20 protein-coding genes are annotated in these 18,532 nt (G+C 46.0%); 15 read left to right on the top strand and 5 right to left on the bottom strand.

The genetic code is table 11. The features are described from left to right. Positions 1-7: 7 nt before the first annotated feature. Genes rph through A3IE_RS0100420 form a run of 3 tightly spaced genes read left to right on the top strand, consistent with a single transcriptional unit; the run spans position 8 to position 2,068 of the window. Positions 8-724: a ribonuclease PH gene (gene rph / locus A3IE_RS0100430; protein WP_020393591.1), complete on the top strand. Its 717-nt coding sequence runs from the start codon at positions 8-10 to the stop codon at positions 722-724. Then, positions 721-1,323 (top strand): RdgB/HAM1 family non-canonical purine NTP pyrophosphatase, encoded by a 603-nt coding sequence (gene rdgB, locus A3IE_RS0100425; RefSeq protein ID WP_020393590.1) that lies wholly within the window; start codon positions 721-723, stop codon positions 1,321-1,323. The genes rph and rdgB overlap by 4 nt, the downstream gene beginning before the upstream one ends. A 4-nt stretch (positions 1,324-1,327) precedes the next feature. Continuing rightward, positions 1,328-2,068, top strand: coding sequence for a lysophospholipid acyltransferase family protein (locus A3IE_RS0100420; protein WP_020393589.1), 741 nt, complete (start codon positions 1,328-1,330; stop codon positions 2,066-2,068). A gap of 43 nt (positions 2,069-2,111) precedes the next feature. On the opposite strand, the gene A3IE_RS0100415 is transcribed toward A3IE_RS0100420, so the two are convergent. Beyond that, positions 2,112-2,789, bottom strand: coding sequence for an outer membrane protein (locus A3IE_RS0100415; protein WP_020393588.1), 678 nt, complete (start codon positions 2,787-2,789; stop codon positions 2,112-2,114). Between the two features lie 218 nt (positions 2,790-3,007). On the opposite strand from A3IE_RS0100415, the gene typA reads away from it, so the two are divergent. From typA to A3IE_RS19505, 3 genes are all read left to right on the top strand, one after another. After that, entirely contained in the window at positions 3,008-4,849 is a 1,842-nt protein-coding gene (typA, locus tag A3IE_RS0100410) for a translational GTPase TypA (RefSeq protein WP_020393587.1), read from the top strand. Positions 4,850-5,070: 221 nt separating this feature from the next. Further along, the gene (locus tag A3IE_RS0100405) at positions 5,071-5,340 is read left to right on the top strand and encodes a hypothetical protein (RefSeq protein WP_020393586.1); all 270 of its coding nucleotides are present in this window, start codon (positions 5,071-5,073) and stop codon (positions 5,338-5,340) included. 17 nt (positions 5,341-5,357) lie between these two features. Beyond that, a complete protein-coding gene (locus A3IE_RS19505; RefSeq protein ID WP_020393585.1) occupies positions 5,358-7,175 on the top strand; it encodes a S8 family serine peptidase in 1,818 nt (605 codons plus the stop codon). Positions 7,176-7,178: 3 nt separating this feature from the next. Here A3IE_RS19505 and A3IE_RS0100395 read toward each other — a convergent pair whose 3' ends face one another. After that, positions 7,179-8,519 carry a TolC family outer membrane protein gene (locus A3IE_RS0100395; RefSeq protein ID WP_020393584.1) on the bottom strand — a complete coding sequence of 447 codons (1,341 nt, stop codon included), beginning with the start codon at positions 8,517-8,519 and terminating at the stop codon, positions 7,179-7,181. Positions 8,520-8,634: 115 nt separating this feature from the next. Continuing rightward, positions 8,635-9,294, bottom strand: a complete 660-nt coding sequence (locus A3IE_RS0100390) for a protein-L-isoaspartate O-methyltransferase family protein (protein WP_020393583.1) — start codon at positions 9,292-9,294, stop codon at positions 8,635-8,637. A gap of 104 nt (positions 9,295-9,398) precedes the next feature. Between A3IE_RS0100390 and A3IE_RS0100385 the strand changes: the two genes are divergently transcribed. Next, a complete protein-coding gene (locus A3IE_RS0100385) occupies positions 9,399-9,725 on the top strand; it encodes a hypothetical protein (protein WP_020393582.1) in 327 nt (108 codons plus the stop codon). Here the strand turns inward: A3IE_RS0100385 and soxB are convergent. Both soxB and A3IE_RS21755 read right to left on the bottom strand, forming a co-directional pair. Next, entirely contained in the window at positions 9,722-11,437 is a 1,716-nt protein-coding gene (gene soxB / locus A3IE_RS0100380) for a thiosulfohydrolase SoxB (RefSeq protein ID WP_020393581.1), read from the bottom strand. The two genes, A3IE_RS0100385 and soxB, sit on opposite strands and share 4 nt — an antisense overlap. 122 nt (positions 11,438-11,559) lie before the next feature. After that, entirely contained in the window at positions 11,560-13,023 is a 1,464-nt protein-coding gene (locus A3IE_RS21755) for a M48 family metalloprotease (RefSeq protein ID WP_020393580.1), read from the bottom strand. A 170-nt stretch (positions 13,024-13,193) separates the two neighbouring features. Here A3IE_RS21755 and A3IE_RS0100370 point away from each other — a divergent pair, with 170 nt between their 5' ends. From A3IE_RS0100370 to A3IE_RS0100335, 8 genes are all read left to right on the top strand, one after another. After that, positions 13,194-13,526 carry a rhodanese-like domain-containing protein gene (locus tag A3IE_RS0100370; RefSeq protein ID WP_020393579.1) on the top strand — a complete coding sequence of 111 codons (333 nt, stop codon included), beginning with the start codon at positions 13,194-13,196 and terminating at the stop codon, positions 13,524-13,526. 72 nt (positions 13,527-13,598) lie between these two features. Continuing rightward, complete coding sequence (gene dsrE2, locus A3IE_RS0100365) at positions 13,599-14,063, top strand: sulfur carrier protein DsrE2 (RefSeq protein WP_020393578.1); 465 nt, start codon at positions 13,599-13,601, stop codon at positions 14,061-14,063. Between the two features lie 110 nt (positions 14,064-14,173). Further along, complete coding sequence (locus A3IE_RS0100360) at positions 14,174-14,785, top strand: NADPH-dependent FMN reductase (protein ID WP_020393577.1); 612 nt, start codon at positions 14,174-14,176, stop codon at positions 14,783-14,785. A gap of 11 nt (positions 14,786-14,796) precedes the next feature. Next, positions 14,797-15,657 carry a metallophosphoesterase gene (locus A3IE_RS0100355; RefSeq protein WP_020393576.1) on the top strand — a complete coding sequence of 287 codons (861 nt, stop codon included), beginning with the start codon at positions 14,797-14,799 and terminating at the stop codon, positions 15,655-15,657. 175 nt (positions 15,658-15,832) lie between these two features. After that, positions 15,833-16,300: a response regulator gene (locus A3IE_RS19495; RefSeq protein ID WP_020393575.1), complete on the top strand. Its 468-nt coding sequence runs from the start codon at positions 15,833-15,835 to the stop codon at positions 16,298-16,300. Positions 16,301-16,318: 18 nt separating this feature from the next. Continuing rightward, positions 16,319-16,711 carry a response regulator gene (locus A3IE_RS0100345; RefSeq protein WP_020393574.1) on the top strand — a complete coding sequence of 131 codons (393 nt, stop codon included), beginning with the start codon at positions 16,319-16,321 and terminating at the stop codon, positions 16,709-16,711. Then, entirely contained in the window at positions 16,695-17,249 is a 555-nt protein-coding gene (locus A3IE_RS21750) for a chemotaxis protein CheW (protein WP_020393573.1), read from the top strand. Before A3IE_RS0100345 ends, A3IE_RS21750 begins: the two co-directional genes overlap by 17 nt. Before the next feature lie 12 nt (positions 17,250-17,261). Beyond that, positions 17,262-18,521 (top strand): methyl-accepting chemotaxis protein, encoded by a 1,260-nt coding sequence (locus A3IE_RS0100335; protein ID WP_020393572.1) that lies wholly within the window; start codon positions 17,262-17,264, stop codon positions 18,519-18,521. Positions 18,522-18,532: the final 11 nt, after the last annotated feature.

Below are 18,532 nucleotides of genomic sequence, written 5' to 3'. Positions count from 1 at the left end.
CATGACCATGAGGCCAAGTGGACGCACGTCAGAGCAAATGCGCCCCGTCAAATTCACGCGCAACTTTACTTGTCATGCTGAAGGTTCAGTATTAGTGGAATTTGGTAATACCCGCGTGTTATGTACTGCGACGGTGGAAGAACGCGTTCCGCCTTTCTTAAAGGGCAAGGGCCAAGGTTGGGTAACGGCTGAATATGGGATGTTACCGCGCTCAACGCATAGTCGCGTGCAGCGTGAGGCCGCTAAAGGCAAGCAATCCGGTCGCACTATGGAAATCCAGCGTTTAATTGGCCGTGCTTTGCGAGCAGTGGTGGATTTAGATGCACTCGGTGAGCGCCAAATCACCTTAGACTGTGATGTGTTACAAGCCGATGGCGGCACGCGCACCGCCTCCATTAGTGGTTCTTATGTCGCTTTGCAAGACGCGATTCAATCCTTACTTAAGCAAAACAAAATCAAGAAAAATCCCATTCATGGACAAGTCGCTTCCGTTTCTGTTGGTATTTATAAGGGTGCACCGGTGCTGGATTTAGATTATGAGGAAGACTCCGACGCTGAAACTGATATGAATATTGTGATGAATGACGCTGGGCATTTTATTGAATTGCAGGGTACTGCTGAGGGTCACGCGTTTCGGCGTGAAGAATTGAACAGCATGATGGACTTAGCCGAACAAGGAATTCGTGAAATCATGGTGTTACAAAATGAGTCATTAGCGCTATGAAACGCATCGTTCTTGCGTCAGGCAATCAAGGTAAAGTGCGCGAATTTAATGCTTTATTTGCCGATTCAGGCGTTGAGGTCGTGCGTCAGTCTGACTTGAATGTGCCAGAAATTCCTGAAACCGGTATGAGTTTTGTTGAAAATGCCCTACTAAAGGCACGCAATGCAGCGATGTATAGTGGTTTGCCAGCCCTTGCCGATGATTCTGGTTTGGTGGTAAAGGCATTAAACGGTGACCCTGGGCTGTATTCCGCACGTTATGCCGGTGAAAATGCCAATGATACCGCTAATAATCTCAAACTTTTAGATAAGCTAAGTGCGATTCCAGCTACGGAACGCCAAGCAGCCTTTCGTTGTTGCATTGTTTATTTGCGAGCGCCAGATGACCCTATTCCCTTAATTGCCGAGGCAAGTTGGCAGGGGTCTATTCTATTAACTCCTCAAGGTGAGCAAGGTTTTGGCTATGATCCTTTGTTTTATGTGCCAAGCCATCATTGTAGCGCTGCACAATTAGATCCAGCAGAAAAAAATCGCATCAGCCATCGCGGGCAAGCTATGCAACGCTTATGGCAATTATTAGCGGCTGAACTGAAGGAGTAGCGTCATGGGCATTGTTACCAAACTGTGGCTCGGTGTGCGTGCAACACTGTTTTGGCTAGGTTTTGCGAGTAGCACATTATTTTATGGCTTGTTATCGCCGCTACTAAACTTTATTCCCTATCCTACGGCGTATCGTATTTTAGTGTCTTGGTGCAGCTTCAATGTATGGTGGTTGAAAATTACCTGTGGCGTGAATTATCGCATTGAAGGACTTGAAAATATTCCTACACAGGGTGCAGCCGTCTTAATGGCGAATCATCAATCTACTTGGGAAACGCTTGCTTTTGCACCTATCTTTCCAGCCGGTACGTGGGTTTTAAAACGAGAATTACTCAAAGTTCCGTTTTTCGGTTGGGGCTTGCGCGTGATTAAACCTGTGGCGATTGACCGTTCAGCGGGTCAAAATGCAGTGGATCAGGTGAAAGAACAAGGGAAAGCACGTTTAGATGCGGGGATTTGGATGTTTGTTTTCCCAGAGGGTACACGCGTTAAATTTGGTGCTAAAGCGCGTTATAAATTGGGGGGGGCTATCTTAGCGACTCATGCCAATGTACCCGTTTTACCGGTTGCGCATAATGCCGGTGCCAGTTGGCCACGCCATTCTTATATTAAAATTCCCGGAACCATTACGGTTAAAGTAGGTAAGCCTATTGCCAGCACGGGCAAGTCTGCGGAAGCTTTAATGCAAGAAGTTGAACAATGGATTGAAGCGGAAAAAGGAAAGCTGGTATTTCAACCAGCTTAGAACCAAAAAAGAGCCTTCCAATGGGGAAGGCTCACGACTGGTTTTATAAGAAATCGTATTTAATACCGGCCGAGAATACATCAACATCTGAGCTGATAGAATGGAATTCGATAGCCTCTTTCTTCTCATCCACTTTAATAAACGAGTCAATGTCTTTTTCACCTACTGCGAAATAACGATCCCAGCCAGCACGGAAACTAGCATTGCCCGCAAATTCATACTCAAGACCAGCACCTACGGTAGCACTGTAATCCGTCTGCTGGGCTAGTGACACGTCTTTTTTGCCAGTCTCGTCAATCACATTAACTTCGCTATCCCAGCGAACCACGCCCGCTTTACCATAAACCAGTGTAGGAGAGGTTTTGCCTAAGCGTTGACGCACTACGCCTTTCAAGGTGACACCCGTGGTATCTTGAGAAAGACCAATGCTATCATCATAAACGGTTTCACCTAAATCCACGTAGCCAGCTTCAATCGCAAATTTGTCGGACAACTGTACCCCGCCATACAGGTGGGCCGCGCGATTGGTATGGTCTAAGCCTAAAGAACAAGTGTCATCAGCACCACAACCACCATCTTTCTTAGGGTCATAATCATAGTGCCCATCCGAACTGGTAAGTCCTACATCAGCACCCAGATAGAAAGGTGAACCACCACCTGCTACTGCTGAGCCCACGGCTAAACTTGCTGCTAAAGCTAAGGTAAGTACTGAATATTTCATGGGTTTTTACCAATTTTTTGTTAGAGAGTATGGCTAAATAATGGATTTTTATGTAGCAATAATCTTTGCTTGTGAGGATGTGCGGATAAGTTGGTTTGATGATTGACTAAACCGAATAGCAAGCGGTGGTATTTCTGGAATAAGCTGCGGAAAAAGCCCATGAAATTGTCATAGGGTGCGCGTATAATCGCGCCTTCTTTTGATTTGAGTAAACAATTGTGATTCAAAATTTGCGCAATATCGCCATTATTGCCCACGTTGACCATGGCAAAACTACGCTCGTAGATAAATTATTACAACAATCCGGCACTTTAGATGCTCGCGCCGAGGTGTCTGAGCGGATGATGGATTCGAATGCGCTAGAAAAAGAACGCGGTATTACTATTTTGGCAAAAAATACAGCCCTGCGTTGGACTAATCCAAAGAATAATACTGAATACCGTATCAATATCGTCGATACACCGGGACACGCGGATTTCGGTGGTGAAGTTGAGCGCGTGTTGTCTATGGTAGACTCGGTATTATTGTTGGTAGATGCTGTAGATGGCCCTATGCCACAAACCCGTTTTGTGACACAAAAGGCTTTTTCGCATGGCTTGCGCCCGATTGTAGTGATTAACAAAATTGACCGCCCCGGTGCCCGTCCTCATTGGGTGATGGATCAAGTATTCGAATTATTCGATAACTTGGGCGCTACCAATGAGCAATTAGATTTCCCTGTCGTTTATGCGTCTGCTTTAAATGGTTTTGCCGGTTTGGAAGAGACTGTGGATGGTGGCGATATGAACCCGTTATTTGAGACGATTATTAATCACGTCCCAGCACCGGATGTTGATGTTGATGCGCCTTTCCAGATGCAAGTCAGTCAGCTCGACTACAATCCTTATTTAGGCATTATCGGTATTGGGCGTATTAAGCAAGGCACGATTAAGTCCAATACGCCAGTTAAGGCCATCGACCGTGAAGGCAATACGCGCTCAGGTCGCATTCTAAAAATCTTAGGTTTCAATGGCCTAGATCGAGTAGAAGTTTCAGAAGCACGTGCAGGCGATATTATTGCCTTCTCGGGTATGGATGCGCTCTTTATCTCTGACACTATTTGTGACCCTGATAATGTTGCGGCTTTGCCGCCTTTATTGGTTGACGAACCTACCGTCACGATGACCTTCCAAGTCAATACCTCACCATTTGCAGGTCGTGAAGTCAAAACGGGTACTTCATCTCGCCGTTTACAAGAACGCTTGCAACAAGAGCTCTTGCACAATGTCGCCTTACGAGTTGAACCAACCGATGATCCCGAGAAGTTTCGCGTATCAGGTCGCGGCGAGCTGCATTTAGGTATTTTGATTGAAAATATGCGTCGTGAAGGCTATGAGCTGGCGGTTTCACGTCCTGAAGTGATTATTCGCGAAGTGAATGGCGAGCGCCAAGAACCGTTTGAAAGCGTGACTTTGGATATTGAAGAGCAGCACCAAGGCGCGATTATGGAAAAGCTCGGCACACGCCGTGGTGAGCTCAAAGATATGTCGCCTGATGGCAAAGGCCGTGTGCGTTTAGAGTATGTGATTCCTTCGCGTGGCTTGATTGGTTTCCAAACCGAATTTATGACTACCACTTCCGGCACAGGGTTGTTATATCATACCTTTGATCATTATGGCCCTTATAAGTCCGGACGTATTGGGCAGCGCATCAATGGTGTCCTGATTTCCAATGCCACTGGTAAAGCCTTAGCCTATGCCTTATTTAATTTGCAAGAGCGTGGACGTTTATTTATTGGTCACGCGGAAGAAGTGTACGAAGGCATGGTGATTGGGATTCATAGCCGCGATAACGATTTAGTAGTGAATCCACTCAAGGCTAAGCAGCTCACCAATATTCGTGCCGCTGGCACGGATGAGAACTTGATCTTGACTCCACCGATTCGTTTTACCTTAGAGCAGGCACTGGAATTCATTGATGACGATGAATTGGTTGAAGTGACCCCGCAAAGCATTCGGATCCGCAAACGTTTCTTACAAGAGAACGACCGTAAGCGCGCTAATAAAGCTGACGCCGCCTAAGTCGTTTTTTGTACTAAACTTCCAGGTAAGCCTATAGCCATCAAGCTATGGGCTTTTTTTATGCCTTTTTACTAAAAAAGCTTTAGTAATTGACTAGGTTTTTATCCGTTTAATTTATACAACTTTGTAATTAAATTTATTTATTTGGTGCTAGCTACTTGCAACTTTCGATGTGGTTACGCATAGTATGTCTGACTGCTTTTTTGTCAGGATGTTACAAAATGCAAACGGAAAACCTGTTTATTCACCAGCTAATTATTAAACCAGTCGTGAATGAAACAGCGATGCCAAGCGCGGAATTATTGGCAGGTTTGCAATCGGCAGCACTACCTATTGTAGTGACGTATTCTCATTCAATTAGTTTAGGGGCTTTTGTGGTTACGCTGAGTCCGGCTTTAACACGCCATGAGGCTGAAGCATTAGCACAACGTTTGTCTGAACTTGAACAGGTGGAATACGCCGAACCCGATTATCCGCGTTATCAACGTTAAATCAGGAGTCTGTTTTCATGCAGCGACTTATGAGGCTAGTGGCGGCTAGTTGGTTGATGAGTGCTAGTCACTGGGTGGTGGCCGACGCGTCACCCTGGGTTGATCAATTGATCATCAAATACCGTCCTGAAGTGCAGGCGCGCTTTAGTGATACCACAGCGTTGGCTAAGCAAGTCACCGATACGATTCAAGCTAGCACGGGTTTAGCAGTGAGCTATAAGCGTGCGATGGCGAGTTTGACCAGGGCGCATGTTGTGCGTTTACCTTATGCCATGCCGCTGGAGGATGCACAAACCTACGCAAAATCCATCGCCTTGAGTGATAATACAATTGAATATGTTGAACCCGACAGTTTGCGTTATCCGAAAGCAATTAGTACGAACGACAGTGCTTTTGCCCAGCAATGGTATCTTGCCGCACCTGAAGCCTACGCAGGCGCTGCCAATCTCGTTAATGCTTGGACTTTAAGTAAGGGGAATGCGGAAACCGTTGTTGCGATCTTGGATTCCGGTATGAGTGCTCATGCCGATTTGCAAGGGCAATTAGTGAGTGGTGTTGTGTCGACCTCGGGCTATGACATGATTAGCGCAGCGGCTAATGCGAATGATGGCGATGGACGAGACGCTAACCCCACTGATCCTGGCACGGCGGCTGACTCCAGTTTGCTAAGTGATTGGCATGGAACGCAAGTTGCCGGTGTGCTCGGTGCTATTGCCAATAATAGTTTGGGTATTGCGGGGGTGGGTTGGAATACCAAGGTATTGAATGTTCGAATTTTATCGCCTATTGCAGGAACCCTGTCGGATGAAGTCGATGGTATGTTATGGGCGGCGGGTGAGTCTGTCACAGGTTTACCAGTCAATTTAAACCCCGCACACATTATTAATCTGAGTGTGGGGACGAATTCTTATGAGACTTGCTCCCGAACCGAGCAAACCGCTATCAATTTACTCAATAGTAAGGGTATTAGCGTTGTTGTTGCGGCGGGGAATGAAAATCGCAATGTTGCTGGCTCGGCGCCTGCGAATTGTAATGGTGTGATTGCAGTCACTGGTTTGACCAAAGAAGGTGCACGCGCGCCTTTTGCGAATTATGGCGCGAATACGATTGCAGCACCGGCTCAAGATATTGTTTCTTTATCTAATACCGGCTTGCACGCGCCCGAAACGGATACTTTGATCGTAAAAAGTGGTACTAGTCATGCCGCACCTATGGTCGCTGGTACTGTAGCGCTCATGCTTGCCGCTAACCCAAATTTGCGTAACGCTGCCGTGATTAATCCAGCGCAACTGCCGGATTTATTGAGAAATAAATTGCAAGCCACGGCACGCGCTTTTCCGAGCACGCTCAATGGAGCAGTAGATATATTGGGTTGTAATCTGGAGCAAAATATTGCGTGTGTCTGCCATACCAGTACCTGTGGCACGGGTATGCTAGATGCTTATCGTGCGGTACAAGCGGTGAGTACCGCTCCCAGTGCGAAAATCAGCGCGAATCAAACCGTCTACACGGGGGATGCAGTCAGTCTTAGCGCTAAAGATAGCGTGGATGATAGTTATGGTAGCATTACCCAATATGTGTGGACACAAACCGCCGGTGAAGCCGTGATCATACAAGGCCAAAATACGGCGAATATTAGTTTCAATGCGCCCAATTTGCCTATGACTTTGGCCTTTAAAGTAGCTTTAACAGATGACACAGGTTTAACGGCTGAGGCGGATACGCAAGTCATAGTGCAAAGTAAATCTTCAGGCGGTGGTGGTAGTTTAGGCTTAGGCTATCTAATAGGATTGCTGTTGTTAGCTAGCCCCAAGTTTAAGAGGCTAGCCAAATAAGGTTTAGCGTTTATTCAACGAGGCGCTTAGAATACGCAAATCGTTTTCGGAGAGTGTCCCTGCGGCTTGGCGTAATTGCAGGGTGCTCAGTAGGAAGTTGTAGCGTGCATTCGCATAATCGCGGCGTGCTGCAAATACATCTCGCAAAGCTGTTAATACATCCACCGCTGTCCGTGTACCGACTTCAAAGCCCACTTTAGTGGCCGCTGCGGCAGTTTCCGCCGAGGCTAATGCTTTTTGCTGGGCTTGTACTACACTAATCGCGGACTCAATGCCTAAATAGGCACTGCGTACCTGTTGTTCAATTAAGCGCTCTTGATAATCGTAATTTTGTTGAGCTTGGCGAAATTCATGTTGGGCTTGACGAATCCGCGACGGCGCAGCACCACCTTCATAGATTGGCACATTCACCTCCACGCCCACCGTCGCACCCAGCGCACGCGGATCAAGTACTGAACCATTGCTCTCATACCAACTGCCCGTATGGCGTGCATAGATATTGACGACGGGATTGCGCTCGCTTTGGCGCTGAATATCAATTTCTTTCTGTGCCACCTCAATCGCCTGACGCGCTACTTGTAGGGGCTTACTGGAACGCTTGGCTAACTCGACCCAAGCCTCCATGCTTTTGGGGGCTGGAACACTAAGCCCAATATTGGGTTGTGCACCGAGCAAATCCTTATAAGAAATGCCGGTTAATACCCGCAGAGATTCGCGTGCCACATCCAAGGCTTGGCGTCCACTGACTTCACGTGCTACCGCAAGGTTATAACGTGATTCCGCTTCACGTACATCAGTAACCGCTGAACGCCCTGCTTCGAAAAAAGCTTTTACTTGATCGAGCTGTTTTTTAATTGCATTTTTTTCGGTACTAGCGACCTGCAAGGTTTCTTTGGCTAATAGGTAGTCAAAGTAAGGCTGCACTACACGCATAATCAAGGCTTGGCGTTGGCTTTCTAATTGCAGTTTAGCTTGAGCCAAGGATGAGTCTACTTTATCAATGCGTGCATCTAAGGCTTTGTTATAAACCGATTTGCTGATATTAAGCGTGTAATTGGCATTCAAAGCTGAGCTATTAGCCGAACCTCCAGTGATCGTGCCATCGTAGAAGGTATGTTGTTGGCTAAAATTCGCACCAGCATTTAAAGAAACTTGTGGTTTTTTGGCGGCAAGTGCTTGGGGCTTGCTCTCTAAGATAGCGAGATAATTGGTTTCTTGCGCTTTGAGTTGAGCATCGTAGTTTTTGGCTTGTTGGTAGACTTGTAATAGATTTTCTGAATAAGCAGGGCTACTCAATAGTGCCCATGTGGCAGCAACGCAGCTTACCAAGGGTTTCATCTTCATAGTTATTCCAATCTCAGGGCGTCCCGACGTTTATTACCTGCATTATAGCGGGAATCAAACAGGATTGTGGGAGACATCTCCAACATCCTGTTTATTTAGCGTGGCGTGGTAAAGCCTAGAACTGGAAACTTGGCTTTTGCTCGGCACCTTGCAAGGCTTGGAGCATTAATTCAAAAGACATTCTACGTTCTAATTTCCCCTCTGCATCACGGGTTATTAGTAAAGCGTGCATGGTTGGAGCGCTGCCAACTACCATAAATAAACGTCCACCTGGTGCTAAACGTTGCTCAAAAGCTGGAACATATTCAGGCACAGAACCGGTCACTGCAATCACGTCATACAGTTTACCTGCTACACCCTCCCATCCAGCGGCTGCATTATCGTTATAAAGATTAAAGTTAGTAATATTAATAGCCTTAAGCTTTTGTTCAGCCTGCTTGGAGAAGTCACTGTGAATATCGACACTATCCACATGCTGGCCTAAACGTGCAAGGCAGGCAGTAACAAACCCACTGCCAGTACCGATTTCTAGGCATTGATCGGTTTGCTTGATCGCGAGTTCTTGGAGCATTCTTGCCTCAACACGTGGGTGCATCATGAATTCACCATGGTCGAGTGGAATTTCGATGTCAGCAAACGCTAAATTTTGCCAAGCGGTAGGAACAAATTTTTCGCGAGGAAGAAACCGGAAAGCATCTAACACGGTCTGATCTAGTACTTCCCAAGGACGAATCTGCTGTTCAACCATGTTGAAACGCGCTTGATCCAGATTCATTGCAGACTCCATGACATTAAAACGGTCAATAAATGGCGGTAAGGTTACGTGTTCTGTGGATGTGCTGCAAGAGAGAAAATATTGTGTTTGTGAGGTTTATCACGATGAAACGCTTAGGAATACACCCAGTACTGACTTTTTTGCTACTCCTCATCCCTAGCTTAAACACGGGCTTTGCAGTGGAGCCAGTGATTTCACCGGTGAAGAGCATGAGCACTGATCCAAACAGTACGCTCAAAGAGCTAGTGCTATGTAAAAATCCACGCCCTGAAATCTGTTATGAGGTCTATAGTCCAGTCTGTGCAATACGTGATACTAAAAAACATTGCTTGGCAGAACCTTGTCTGCCACAACAAACCTTTTCGAATGACTGTAAGGCCTGCGCCGAAGCGGATGTTATTGGTTTTCTACCCTCTGGAAAGTGTCGCTAAAGCTTAGCCATCCCCTCATTACCATCAACATTTTTGAGTTGCGGTAGATTTAACTCAAGCGCAGTAATCGTTTTTTTACTGCGCAAGTAATTAGCCACCACTTCCCAGATCGGTTTGTTTGCTGGGACGGTTTCTTGCACACTGGCCCAGCCAGCGACTGGATAGGTTTTGCTGGCTTCTAGTGGCTTGCCGCCTAAAGTCATATCGGATACACGATTTCCCATAGCAGCTGTTGGATCGAAGCTAAACTTTAGACCACCCACCCTGACCATATCACCACCTTGTTGATAATAAGGGTCTGGATTGAATAAATTATCCGCCACATCTTCCAGAACACTTTTGATGGTTTCGCCCGTCATTTCATTACGTGTGACCGTGCCATAAGTAATGGCAGTCTGATCGGCAACATGCTCAAAAGTAATGGGCTGGCCAGCTAATACACTCGTGCCCCAACGAAAACCGGGGGAGAAAGCAATCGGAGCGTCCAAGCCTTCCATCAGCGCATTGCAAATTAACTGATCGAAAGTACCATTAAAATTACCACGGCGATAAAGGACTTCGTCACATGTTGCCAAGGTTTCACTCAATTGCTCTTTAAAAGGTGCGCGTGACTTTTCAATCAAGGCCAACATGTCTTTATTGGGTTCGAGTAAATTGGAGAAGACGGGCAACAATTTATAGCGGTAGTCACTGACTTTACCCCCTTTAACTTCCAAATCGAGTACGCCCAAAAATTTTCCATTCGAACCGGCATTCGTTACTAAGGTTTTGCCGCTTTTGTTTTCAACTACAACGGGCTGATAAATAGCATCGTGTGTGTGTCCGCCCATAATGGCGTCAATTCCTGTGACTTGGCTCGCCATTTTGAGATCGACATCCATGCCATTATGCGATAACACGATCACGACTTTTGCACCTTTGCCACGCGCTTCATCCACCATTTGCTGCATTCGATCATCACGCACCCCAAAGCTCCAATTCGCGACCAGATGGCGCGGATTGGCTATCGGTGTATAGGGAAAAGCTTGTCCAATAATGGCAACCGGTGTTCCATTGATTTCTCGAATGACGTAAGGTGGAAAAACAGCTTCTTCAAATTCGTTATCTAAAATATTTTGCGCCACGAAGTCGATTTTGCCCACAAACTGCTTCTCGACGATTTCTTTGACCCGATCCGCGCCATAGGTCATTTCCCAGTGAGGCGTCATGATATTCACGCCGAGTGCTAATTGTGCATCTACCATATCTTGGGCTTTGGTTTGTAATGCAGTCCATGAACCCTGCCACGTATCGCCACCATCTAGTAATAAAGCATTTGGGCGTTGGGCGCGAATTTGATCCACTAAAGTTTTCAAGTGTGCAAATCCGCCAACCTTGCCATAGGTTTCGGCTGCTTTAGCAAAATCTAAATAGGTAAAGGCATGAGCTTCAGGGGTATTTGCGGCCAATCCATAGTGTTTCAAATAAGCGTCGCCCACCAAATGAGGTGGCACATTTTTCATACTGCCAAAGCCAAGATTAACATGCGGTTCGCGGTAATAGATGGGGAGTAGTTGAGCGTGACAATCAGTGTAGTGTAAGAGCGAGACTGAGCCAAAACTCGGCAAGTCATATAAATTACTAGCCGCAGCAAAACTGCTTCGCTCCAATGAAACACCAGCAACACTGGCAGCAGCTAAGATTTGCAAAAATTCGCGACGCGTTAAACTCATTTCGACTTCTCCTCATTGATACGCACACAGGGAGCGGCGCGACGCTACTCCTTCCTCTCTGGCGAAAAACTGGCACGCCACACCCTTAGTGTCAAGCAAAGCGCTTGATCTAAAAGAGATACTTATTTTATGCCAAGGTATTTTTGCATACGCAGCATGGCTTCAATCTCGTTTAAACGATTGCGGATTTTGACAGCAGTTGACGGCGCGGTAGTTGCTTGATTAGCTACTTCACGCAAGGCTGCTTGGGCATGAAGATATTCACCCAGCCTAATGCTACGCTCTGCATTAAATAAACGGGCTTCAGCGGCTAGATTGGCTTGTTGGGCTAGGCGTTGCCCGATTTCAAAAAATTCTAGGCTAGTATTTTCTTGGGTGAGTGCTGCGCTATTCAATAATAAAGCGGTGGCTTGCCCCGCTTGCCCAAGGCCCGCCTGAGCCTCTGCACTCAATAGTATTACCGCTGAATCATTCGCAAATCGCGCTTTTAAGGGGTTAAGTAGTTGATGCGCTGCGTTAAATTCGCGTTGTTGAATTAAAGCGCGTGCGCGTAATAAATCGAGTGGCAATTGCTGGGTCGCTTGAGGAATTTTTTGTAAAATGGCGGGTGTTTGTCCGGCGCGCTCAGCCTGTAAAGCTTGGCGATAGGTAGCTAACGAAGCATCGCTCGTGTTAGCCGATAACTGGCTGGGATTCGTCAATTGGCGTAATTTTTCGCGCGCAAAAAGATAGCGCCTATCTTCACGTGCACTACGTCTACCCAATTGGTTAGCCCGTAGGCGCGTGTCACTTAGACGATCGATATTCAGCGGGTGAGTGCGTAAATATTGTCCAATATCACCATAAACATCGGTTTGATTGCGATCTAGTTTTTCTAAAAACTGTCCTAACGCCTGAGGATCATAAGCAGCCGCTGCTAAAATACGTAAACCCAAGCGATCTGCTTCGGATTCAGCACGATGACCAAATACGATCTGTTTATGTGCCTGCAAAGCGGCGGTACCCGTAACGACCGCCTGTGCGGCTTCGGGGCTTTGACTAGCAGCAACGGCACCCGCTAATAAACCTAAGGCTAGAAAAACCGGCGCATGGCGATTTTCGGCAATTAAACGGTCAATGTGGCGTTGCGAAATATGAGCCATCTCATGTGCCAAGACACCTGCCAATTCACTTTCTGATTCAGAATTTAGAATCAAGCCAGAATTGACAATAATGACCCCGCCCAGCATGGTGCGTGCATTCACATCACCATTATTTTCAATTAGCACATGAATCGGGCCAGTCCGATTGGGAGTGTGTAAAGCAAGACGATTAGCAATGCTTTGTAACCAATCCTTTAATTCAGGATCTTCAATGATGGGGCGATCTCTGCGTAAAGAACGTAATAGCTCGCGGCCTAGGGCTTGATCTTCGGAGGCGCTGCGGGCAGCACTGGCCAATGCCGGTGAACTTAGTTCATTGGTATCGCGCGTGAGAGGTGCAGGCAAATCCAAGGATTCGCTGGGCGGCAATTCTAAATTAAGCGGCGCAGCCTGAGCAGCACCCATAATCGCCAACAGTAATGCAAGCTGAGGAGATTGTGACATAGGAGTAACGCCTAATTTTGTTTGGGCTCATGCTAGCAGTATAAAGTGCTCTAGCATATTTGGGGGCAAAACTTGTCGAAATAGCGCAATTCCTCTTGAAACTTGACACTAGGCTAGCATTATTAGAATATTAGCATTATTTAATAATCTTTGGATTTTGAGCAGAATTTATGTACGGAATTAAAGAAATCGATGCGCGCGGCTTACGCCAGATGTTGGATGAAAAAAAGCCGGTACGCTTAATTGATGTGCGTACCGATGCTGAATTTCGTCAAGGTATTATCGAAGGCGCCGAATTTATGCCTTTACATTTATTGCCAGTGAAAGCGACAGAGTTTTCGAAGGATGACAATATTGTTTTTTATTGTCGCTCGGGTGCTCGGTCAGCACAAGCTTGTATGTTTTTGCAACAGCAAACCGGTGTAGAGGCCATCAATTTGCGCGGTGGCATCATCAACTGGTATCAATCGGGATATAACATTGTGCAACCTAATGCTGCATAATCGACCCCAATTTTGAGGAGAGCTGATCGTTTTGGTTGGCTTGTCGGTGGAATTTTATTTGGAAACAAGATTATGACTAAGAAGCTGGCGATTATAGCAACGAAAGGTACATTAGATTGGGGTTACCCACCCTTTATTTTGGCATCGACAGCAGCAGCGTTGGGTTATGATGTCCAAGTATTTTTTACCTTCTATGGTTTGCAATTATTGAAAAAAGATATGAATTTGCAAGTCACTTCCCTCGGTAATCCGGGGATGCCCATGCCTATGCCCATGCCGGTATTACTGCAAGCCCTTCCCGGGATGCAGGCGATGATGACCACGATGATGAAAAAGAAAATGGCGAGTAAAGGTGTGGCTGATTTGGCGGAATTGCGTTCACTCTGCCAAGAGGCTGATGTGAAATTCATTGCCTGCCAAATGACAGTTGATTTGTTCGAAATGGAAACTAAAGAATTTATTGATGGTATTGAATATGGTGGCGCTGCTACCTTCTTTGAATTTGCGGGTGAATCGGATGTGTGTTTGTTTATCTAAACACTAAATCGCTAAAACCTAGGTATTTGAAAGGCCGGACAGAGTTCCGGCTTTTTCGTTTTTTGCCATTAAACTGTTTAAAGTTATTGGCTTTTTCCCAGGAGTGCTTTATGAAAATAGCCATTATTAGTGGCAGCCACCGCCACAACTCTCAAAGTGAAAAAGTAGCTCATTTCGTAGCTAAAACCTTGCAAAAGCAAGGTACGGAGGCGAGCGTATTAAGCCTTGCTGGCAATCCTCTACCCTTGTGGGATACCGGTATTTGGCAGAACGATCCCTCATGGCAAGCCACCTTAAAACCATGGCGTGATACCCTAAATGACAGTGATGGTTTGGTGGTCATTAGCCCCGAATGGCATGGACAAATTCCCTCAGGCTTAAAGAATTTCTTCTTATTATGGGGGAATGGCGCAGAGTTGGCGCATAAGCCTGCATTAATTATTGGTGTGTCATCCTCAGATGGCGGTGCTTATCCAGTTGCCGAGTTACGCATGAGTAGCTATAAAAATTGCCGTATTTGCTACATTCCCGAACAAGTAATTATTCGGCATGTCGAATCGGTGTTAAATGATGATGCAACAAAAAATAAACCAGACGCGGATAGCTATTTCCGTGAGCGTATTACATGGAGTTTGGAAGTGCTGAAAGAATATACTCAAGCGTTACGAGCGGTGCGCGCTTCTGGTAAAACGCGCCATGCAAAATTCCAAAATGGAATGTAACTGGATTTACAATGCTCAAAACTAAATCAAAAACGCCGCAGAAAGTGATGAATCAAATTGGCCGATTGAAGTATTTTCATGACGCCCATCATTCTAAGCGGGTTAATGAGATTCGCTGGTTGGTCGAGGAATTTACCGATATTCCGATTGCTAATCTGCCCAAGGCACTCCAAGGCTTTACGATTGTGCAATTGACGGATTTGCATTTGCGTCCGTTTACACAATTGGAACACATTGAGCGGGCGGTGGTGAAAGCGAATCTATTAAAGCCCGATATAGTGGTTTTGACCGGCGATTATGTTTGGCATGATGAGCAAGATATTCTTGCCTTAGCGCCCGCCTTGGGCAAATTAAAAGGCCGCTATGGCGTGTTTGCGATTTTAGGCAATCATGATGTGAAAACTGACGAACATGTCATTATTGCTGCGTTAGAGCGTGAAAAGATTCGCGTATTGCGCAACGAGGGTTTGAATATTCAGGTGGGTGATGCCGCTTTGTATTTAGCGGGCATTGATGATGGTATGGTCGGTAAGCCTGATATTCAAAAAACCATGGCGAATCATAGTGGCGATAAACCGGTCGTCTTACTCGCGCACGAGCCAGATATGATTGATTGGTATGCCAATGATACGCGTATTAACTTACAATTATCAGGACATACTCATGGTGGACAAATTCAGTTAAAACAAGGCAAACCCTTTTTATTGCCACAGTTAGGCAAAAAATATGTGCAGGGTTTGTATCGGGTCAATCAGTCTTGGGTCTATACCAGCCGTGGTTTAGGCAGTACTGGATTGCCCTTGCGCCTGAATTGTCCGCCGGAAATCACCCATTTGACCTTGATTGCAACACCTGACGGTCAGCTAGTATAAGCATAACGCTTGTCAGATGAAGCTTGTCAGATGGCCTGATTTCTTTAGACTTTAGTTGAACAAAGCCTGTCTTAAATCGTTTGAGCGGCTTTTCTAGGTATGTCTTTATAGTTAAGGCGTGGCATATTACTGAGTGATATGCCTTTAAATAGATAAATATAAAAGAGCAAACTGTGTGAATACGCCAGACTCAAAACCAGAAAAACGTGACGCCTCGTCTTCAAACCGCGCTTTGTCCGGTCTGAAGGTGCTGATCATTGATGACAGCAAAACCATTTTGCGCACAGCAGAAGCCTTGTTATCAGAATACGATTGTTGGGTAACAACGGCCTCGGATGGTTTTGAAGCCTTGCCGATTATTGCCGCTTTTAATCCTGATGTCGTGTTCGTGGATATTATGATGCCACGCCTTGACGGTTATCAGACTTGCGCACTGATTAAGGCCAATCGTAATTACCGGAATATTCCGGTGATTATGCTATCCAGTAAGGATGGTTTATTTGACCTTGCACGTGGACGCTTAGCGGGTTCTGATAAATATTTAACTAAGCCCTTTACGCGTCAGGATCTGTTGGCGGTGATTGAAAGTCATGTGTTGCCACATAGACGTGCTGTAGAGGCTGCGGCACCTACTCAAGCTTAATGGCAAGGGGCTTGTGTCATGGCTAAACACGTGTTGATCATTGATGATTCGCTCGCGGAAACGCGTGCGCTAAAGTCGCTGTTAGAACTTAATGGCTATCAGGTGAGCATTGCCACTAATGGCCAAGAAGGTATTGAGACAGCTCAGAATGAGAAGCCGGATGTCATCGTGATGGATGTTGTAATGCCCTTGGTCAATGGCTTTCAGGCCACACGAGCTTTGTCGCGTAATAAATTAACTAATCACATTCCGATTATTGTGTGCAGTTCCAAGGCAACGGAAAGTGACCGCTTATGGGCCTTGCGTCAAGGTGCAAAAGAGTACTTAACGAAACCAGTTAAATTTCAATCTTTACTGAAGGTTATTACCGATCAAATCACCGGAGCGCGGGTGAATGATCAGTCCGTATGAGTTACTGGTAGGTTTAGCTTTATTACGTGAAAAAAAGCGCCGTTCAGAATCTACTCAACAAGGTGGTTTAGAATCATGGTCGGCTTTAGTAGTTATGATTGGCGGTCAGCGTTGCTTGATCCGACAAGATGAAGTCGATGAAGTAGTCGCACCAGGCAGGTTAACCAGCGTACTGGGTATGCCAAGTTGGATGCTAGGTTTAACGTATTTTCGTGGACATTTACTGAATGTCATCGACAGTAAGGCTTTTTTTTTAGGGAACCAAAAGCGTAGTTTATTGCCAGCAGCATCGAGAATTTTGGCAGTGCAAGGTCAAGAAGAGTGGTTCGGCCTAAGGGTTGATGAGTTATTAGGGATTCGCCACATTTGGTCAGATAGCGTCAAAGTCCAAGTATTAGAAGATAAGAAGGCTTGGCGGGGTTTTGCTCAATACAAGATTAGTTTAGAAGGGGAAACGATGCCCCTGTTACAAGTAAAAAAACTAGCAAGCGAATTAGAACAACGAGGTATTCCGGCTATGGAGTCGGCAAAAGGCTAAAAGAATAAGAACATGGCGTATGTAAGCAAAGTTTCCAGTGAACCAATTAGCGGCAAAATGCTCAGCCTTCCTTTGGGATTATTGCTGTTTAGCGTTTTGATCATGGTTGTGTTATTTCTGGCCGGTGACAAGCTATTTAGCGCCATTAGTCTAAAACAAATCGGCTTAGCCATCGGTTTGCTTACCTTGATCGCCTCCGGTTGGATCGCTTATCTTATGTTGCGTTTTTATAAGCAGCAACATGCGTGGCAAGAAGCGGAAGCACGCCAACAAGAGTCGATTGTACGTTTGTTGGATGAAATGAGTACCTTGGCAGAAGGTGACTTAACTATTCGTGCTTCGGTGTCGGAAGATATTACCGGTGCGGTGGCTGACTCAGTGAACTATGCGGTAGAAGCCTTACGTGACCTTGTTATTAAGATTGATGATACTTCGGGGCGTTTGAATCGTTTTGCGCAAGTTGCTGATAAACGTATTTCGCAATTATCCCAGTCCAGTGCTAAGCAATCTGAAGAGGTTTCCATGGCCTCATCCGCGATTGTTGCAATGACGCATTCCATTCATCGTGTTTCACAAAATGCCGCTGCATCCACGGAAGTAGCACGAAAATCATTGGAAATTTCACAAGCAGGCGCACAAACCGTGCGTAGTGCGATTGCAGATATGGTGGCGATCCGTGAACAGATTCAAGCAACCTCCAAACGCATTAAACGCCAAGGTGAAACTTCGCAAGAGGTGGGTGATATTGTTCGTTTAATGAATGATATTGCTGAGCAAACCAATATTCTGGCCTTGAATGCTTCGATTCAGATTTCTGGCGCTGCGGATGGCGGCGGGCGTAGTTTTGAACGGGTAACGGACGAAGTTCAACAATTAGCCCAGCGTTCAGCGGAGGCTACGCGAAAAATTGATATTTTGGTAAGAGCGATACAAACCGATACTCAAGAGGCTATCTCCTCGATGGAACAAACCACTGCCAAGGTCGTCACCAGTTCGCGTAATGCAGAGTCGGCAGGCGCGGCCTTGGATGAGGTGGAGAATGTATCGAGTAGTTTAGCGCGTTTGATTGCCAATATTTCGGATGCGTCATTCAAGCAGGCGGAAATGGCGAATCGCGTTACGAAAACCATGAAGTCGATACAAGATTTGACATCGAATACTACCCAGTACAGCAAAGAAGCGACTGATTTGGTATTCAATTTGAAAGAAACCGCTACTGAATTGCGGCGTTCGATTGCGGACTTTACGCTGTCGAAACGAGATGCTGATTAACGAGGCAAATA

Origin of the sequence: Thiolinea disciformis DSM 14473, assembly GCF_000371925.1 — a bacterium.
GTDB classification, from domain to species: Bacteria; Pseudomonadota; Gammaproteobacteria; order Thiotrichales; family Thiotrichaceae; genus Thiolinea; species Thiolinea disciformis.
This window is presented reverse-complemented; position numbering and strand designations above follow the sequence as displayed.

Excerpts from the sequence above, each read along its gene's own strand:
- soxB (WP_020393581.1), bottom strand. The coding sequence starts at position 11,437 with ATGAGTTTAACGCGTCGCGAATTTTTGCAAATCTTAGCTGCTGCCAGT.
- A3IE_RS0100420 (WP_020393589.1), top strand. The coding sequence starts at position 1,328 with ATGGGCATTGTTACCAAACTGTGGCTCGGTGTGCGTGCAACACTGTTT.
- A3IE_RS21755 (WP_020393580.1), bottom strand. The coding sequence starts at position 13,023 with ATGTCACAATCTCCTCAGCTTGCATTACTGTTGGCGATTATGGGTGCT.
- A3IE_RS0100385 (WP_020393582.1), top strand. The coding sequence starts at position 9,399 with ATGAAACGCTTAGGAATACACCCAGTACTGACTTTTTTGCTACTCCTC.
- A3IE_RS0100405 (WP_020393586.1), top strand. The coding sequence starts at position 5,071 with ATGCAAACGGAAAACCTGTTTATTCACCAGCTAATTATTAAACCAGTC.
- A3IE_RS0100355 (WP_020393576.1), top strand. The coding sequence starts at position 14,797 with ATGCTCAAAACTAAATCAAAAACGCCGCAGAAAGTGATGAATCAAATT.
- A3IE_RS0100335 (WP_020393572.1), top strand. The coding sequence starts at position 17,262 with ATGGCGTATGTAAGCAAAGTTTCCAGTGAACCAATTAGCGGCAAAATG.
- A3IE_RS21750 (WP_020393573.1), top strand. The coding sequence starts at position 16,695 with ATGATCAGTCCGTATGAGTTACTGGTAGGTTTAGCTTTATTACGTGAA.
- dsrE2 (WP_020393578.1), top strand. The coding sequence starts at position 13,599 with ATGACTAAGAAGCTGGCGATTATAGCAACGAAAGGTACATTAGATTGG.
- A3IE_RS0100360 (WP_020393577.1), top strand. The coding sequence starts at position 14,174 with ATGAAAATAGCCATTATTAGTGGCAGCCACCGCCACAACTCTCAAAGT.
- A3IE_RS0100395 (WP_020393584.1), bottom strand. The coding sequence starts at position 8,519 with ATGAAGATGAAACCCTTGGTAAGCTGCGTTGCTGCCACATGGGCACTA.
- A3IE_RS0100415 (WP_020393588.1), bottom strand. The coding sequence starts at position 2,789 with ATGAAATATTCAGTACTTACCTTAGCTTTAGCAGCAAGTTTAGCCGTG.
- A3IE_RS0100390 (WP_020393583.1), bottom strand. The coding sequence starts at position 9,294 with ATGAATCTGGATCAAGCGCGTTTCAACATGGTTGAACAGCAGATTCGT.
- A3IE_RS0100345 (WP_020393574.1), top strand. The coding sequence starts at position 16,319 with ATGGCTAAACACGTGTTGATCATTGATGATTCGCTCGCGGAAACGCGT.
- A3IE_RS19505 (WP_020393585.1), top strand. The coding sequence starts at position 5,358 with ATGCAGCGACTTATGAGGCTAGTGGCGGCTAGTTGGTTGATGAGTGCT.
- rph (WP_020393591.1), top strand. The coding sequence starts at position 8 with ATGAGGCCAAGTGGACGCACGTCAGAGCAAATGCGCCCCGTCAAATTC.
- A3IE_RS0100370 (WP_020393579.1), top strand. The coding sequence starts at position 13,194 with ATGTACGGAATTAAAGAAATCGATGCGCGCGGCTTACGCCAGATGTTG.
- rdgB (WP_020393590.1), top strand. The coding sequence starts at position 721 with ATGAAACGCATCGTTCTTGCGTCAGGCAATCAAGGTAAAGTGCGCGAA.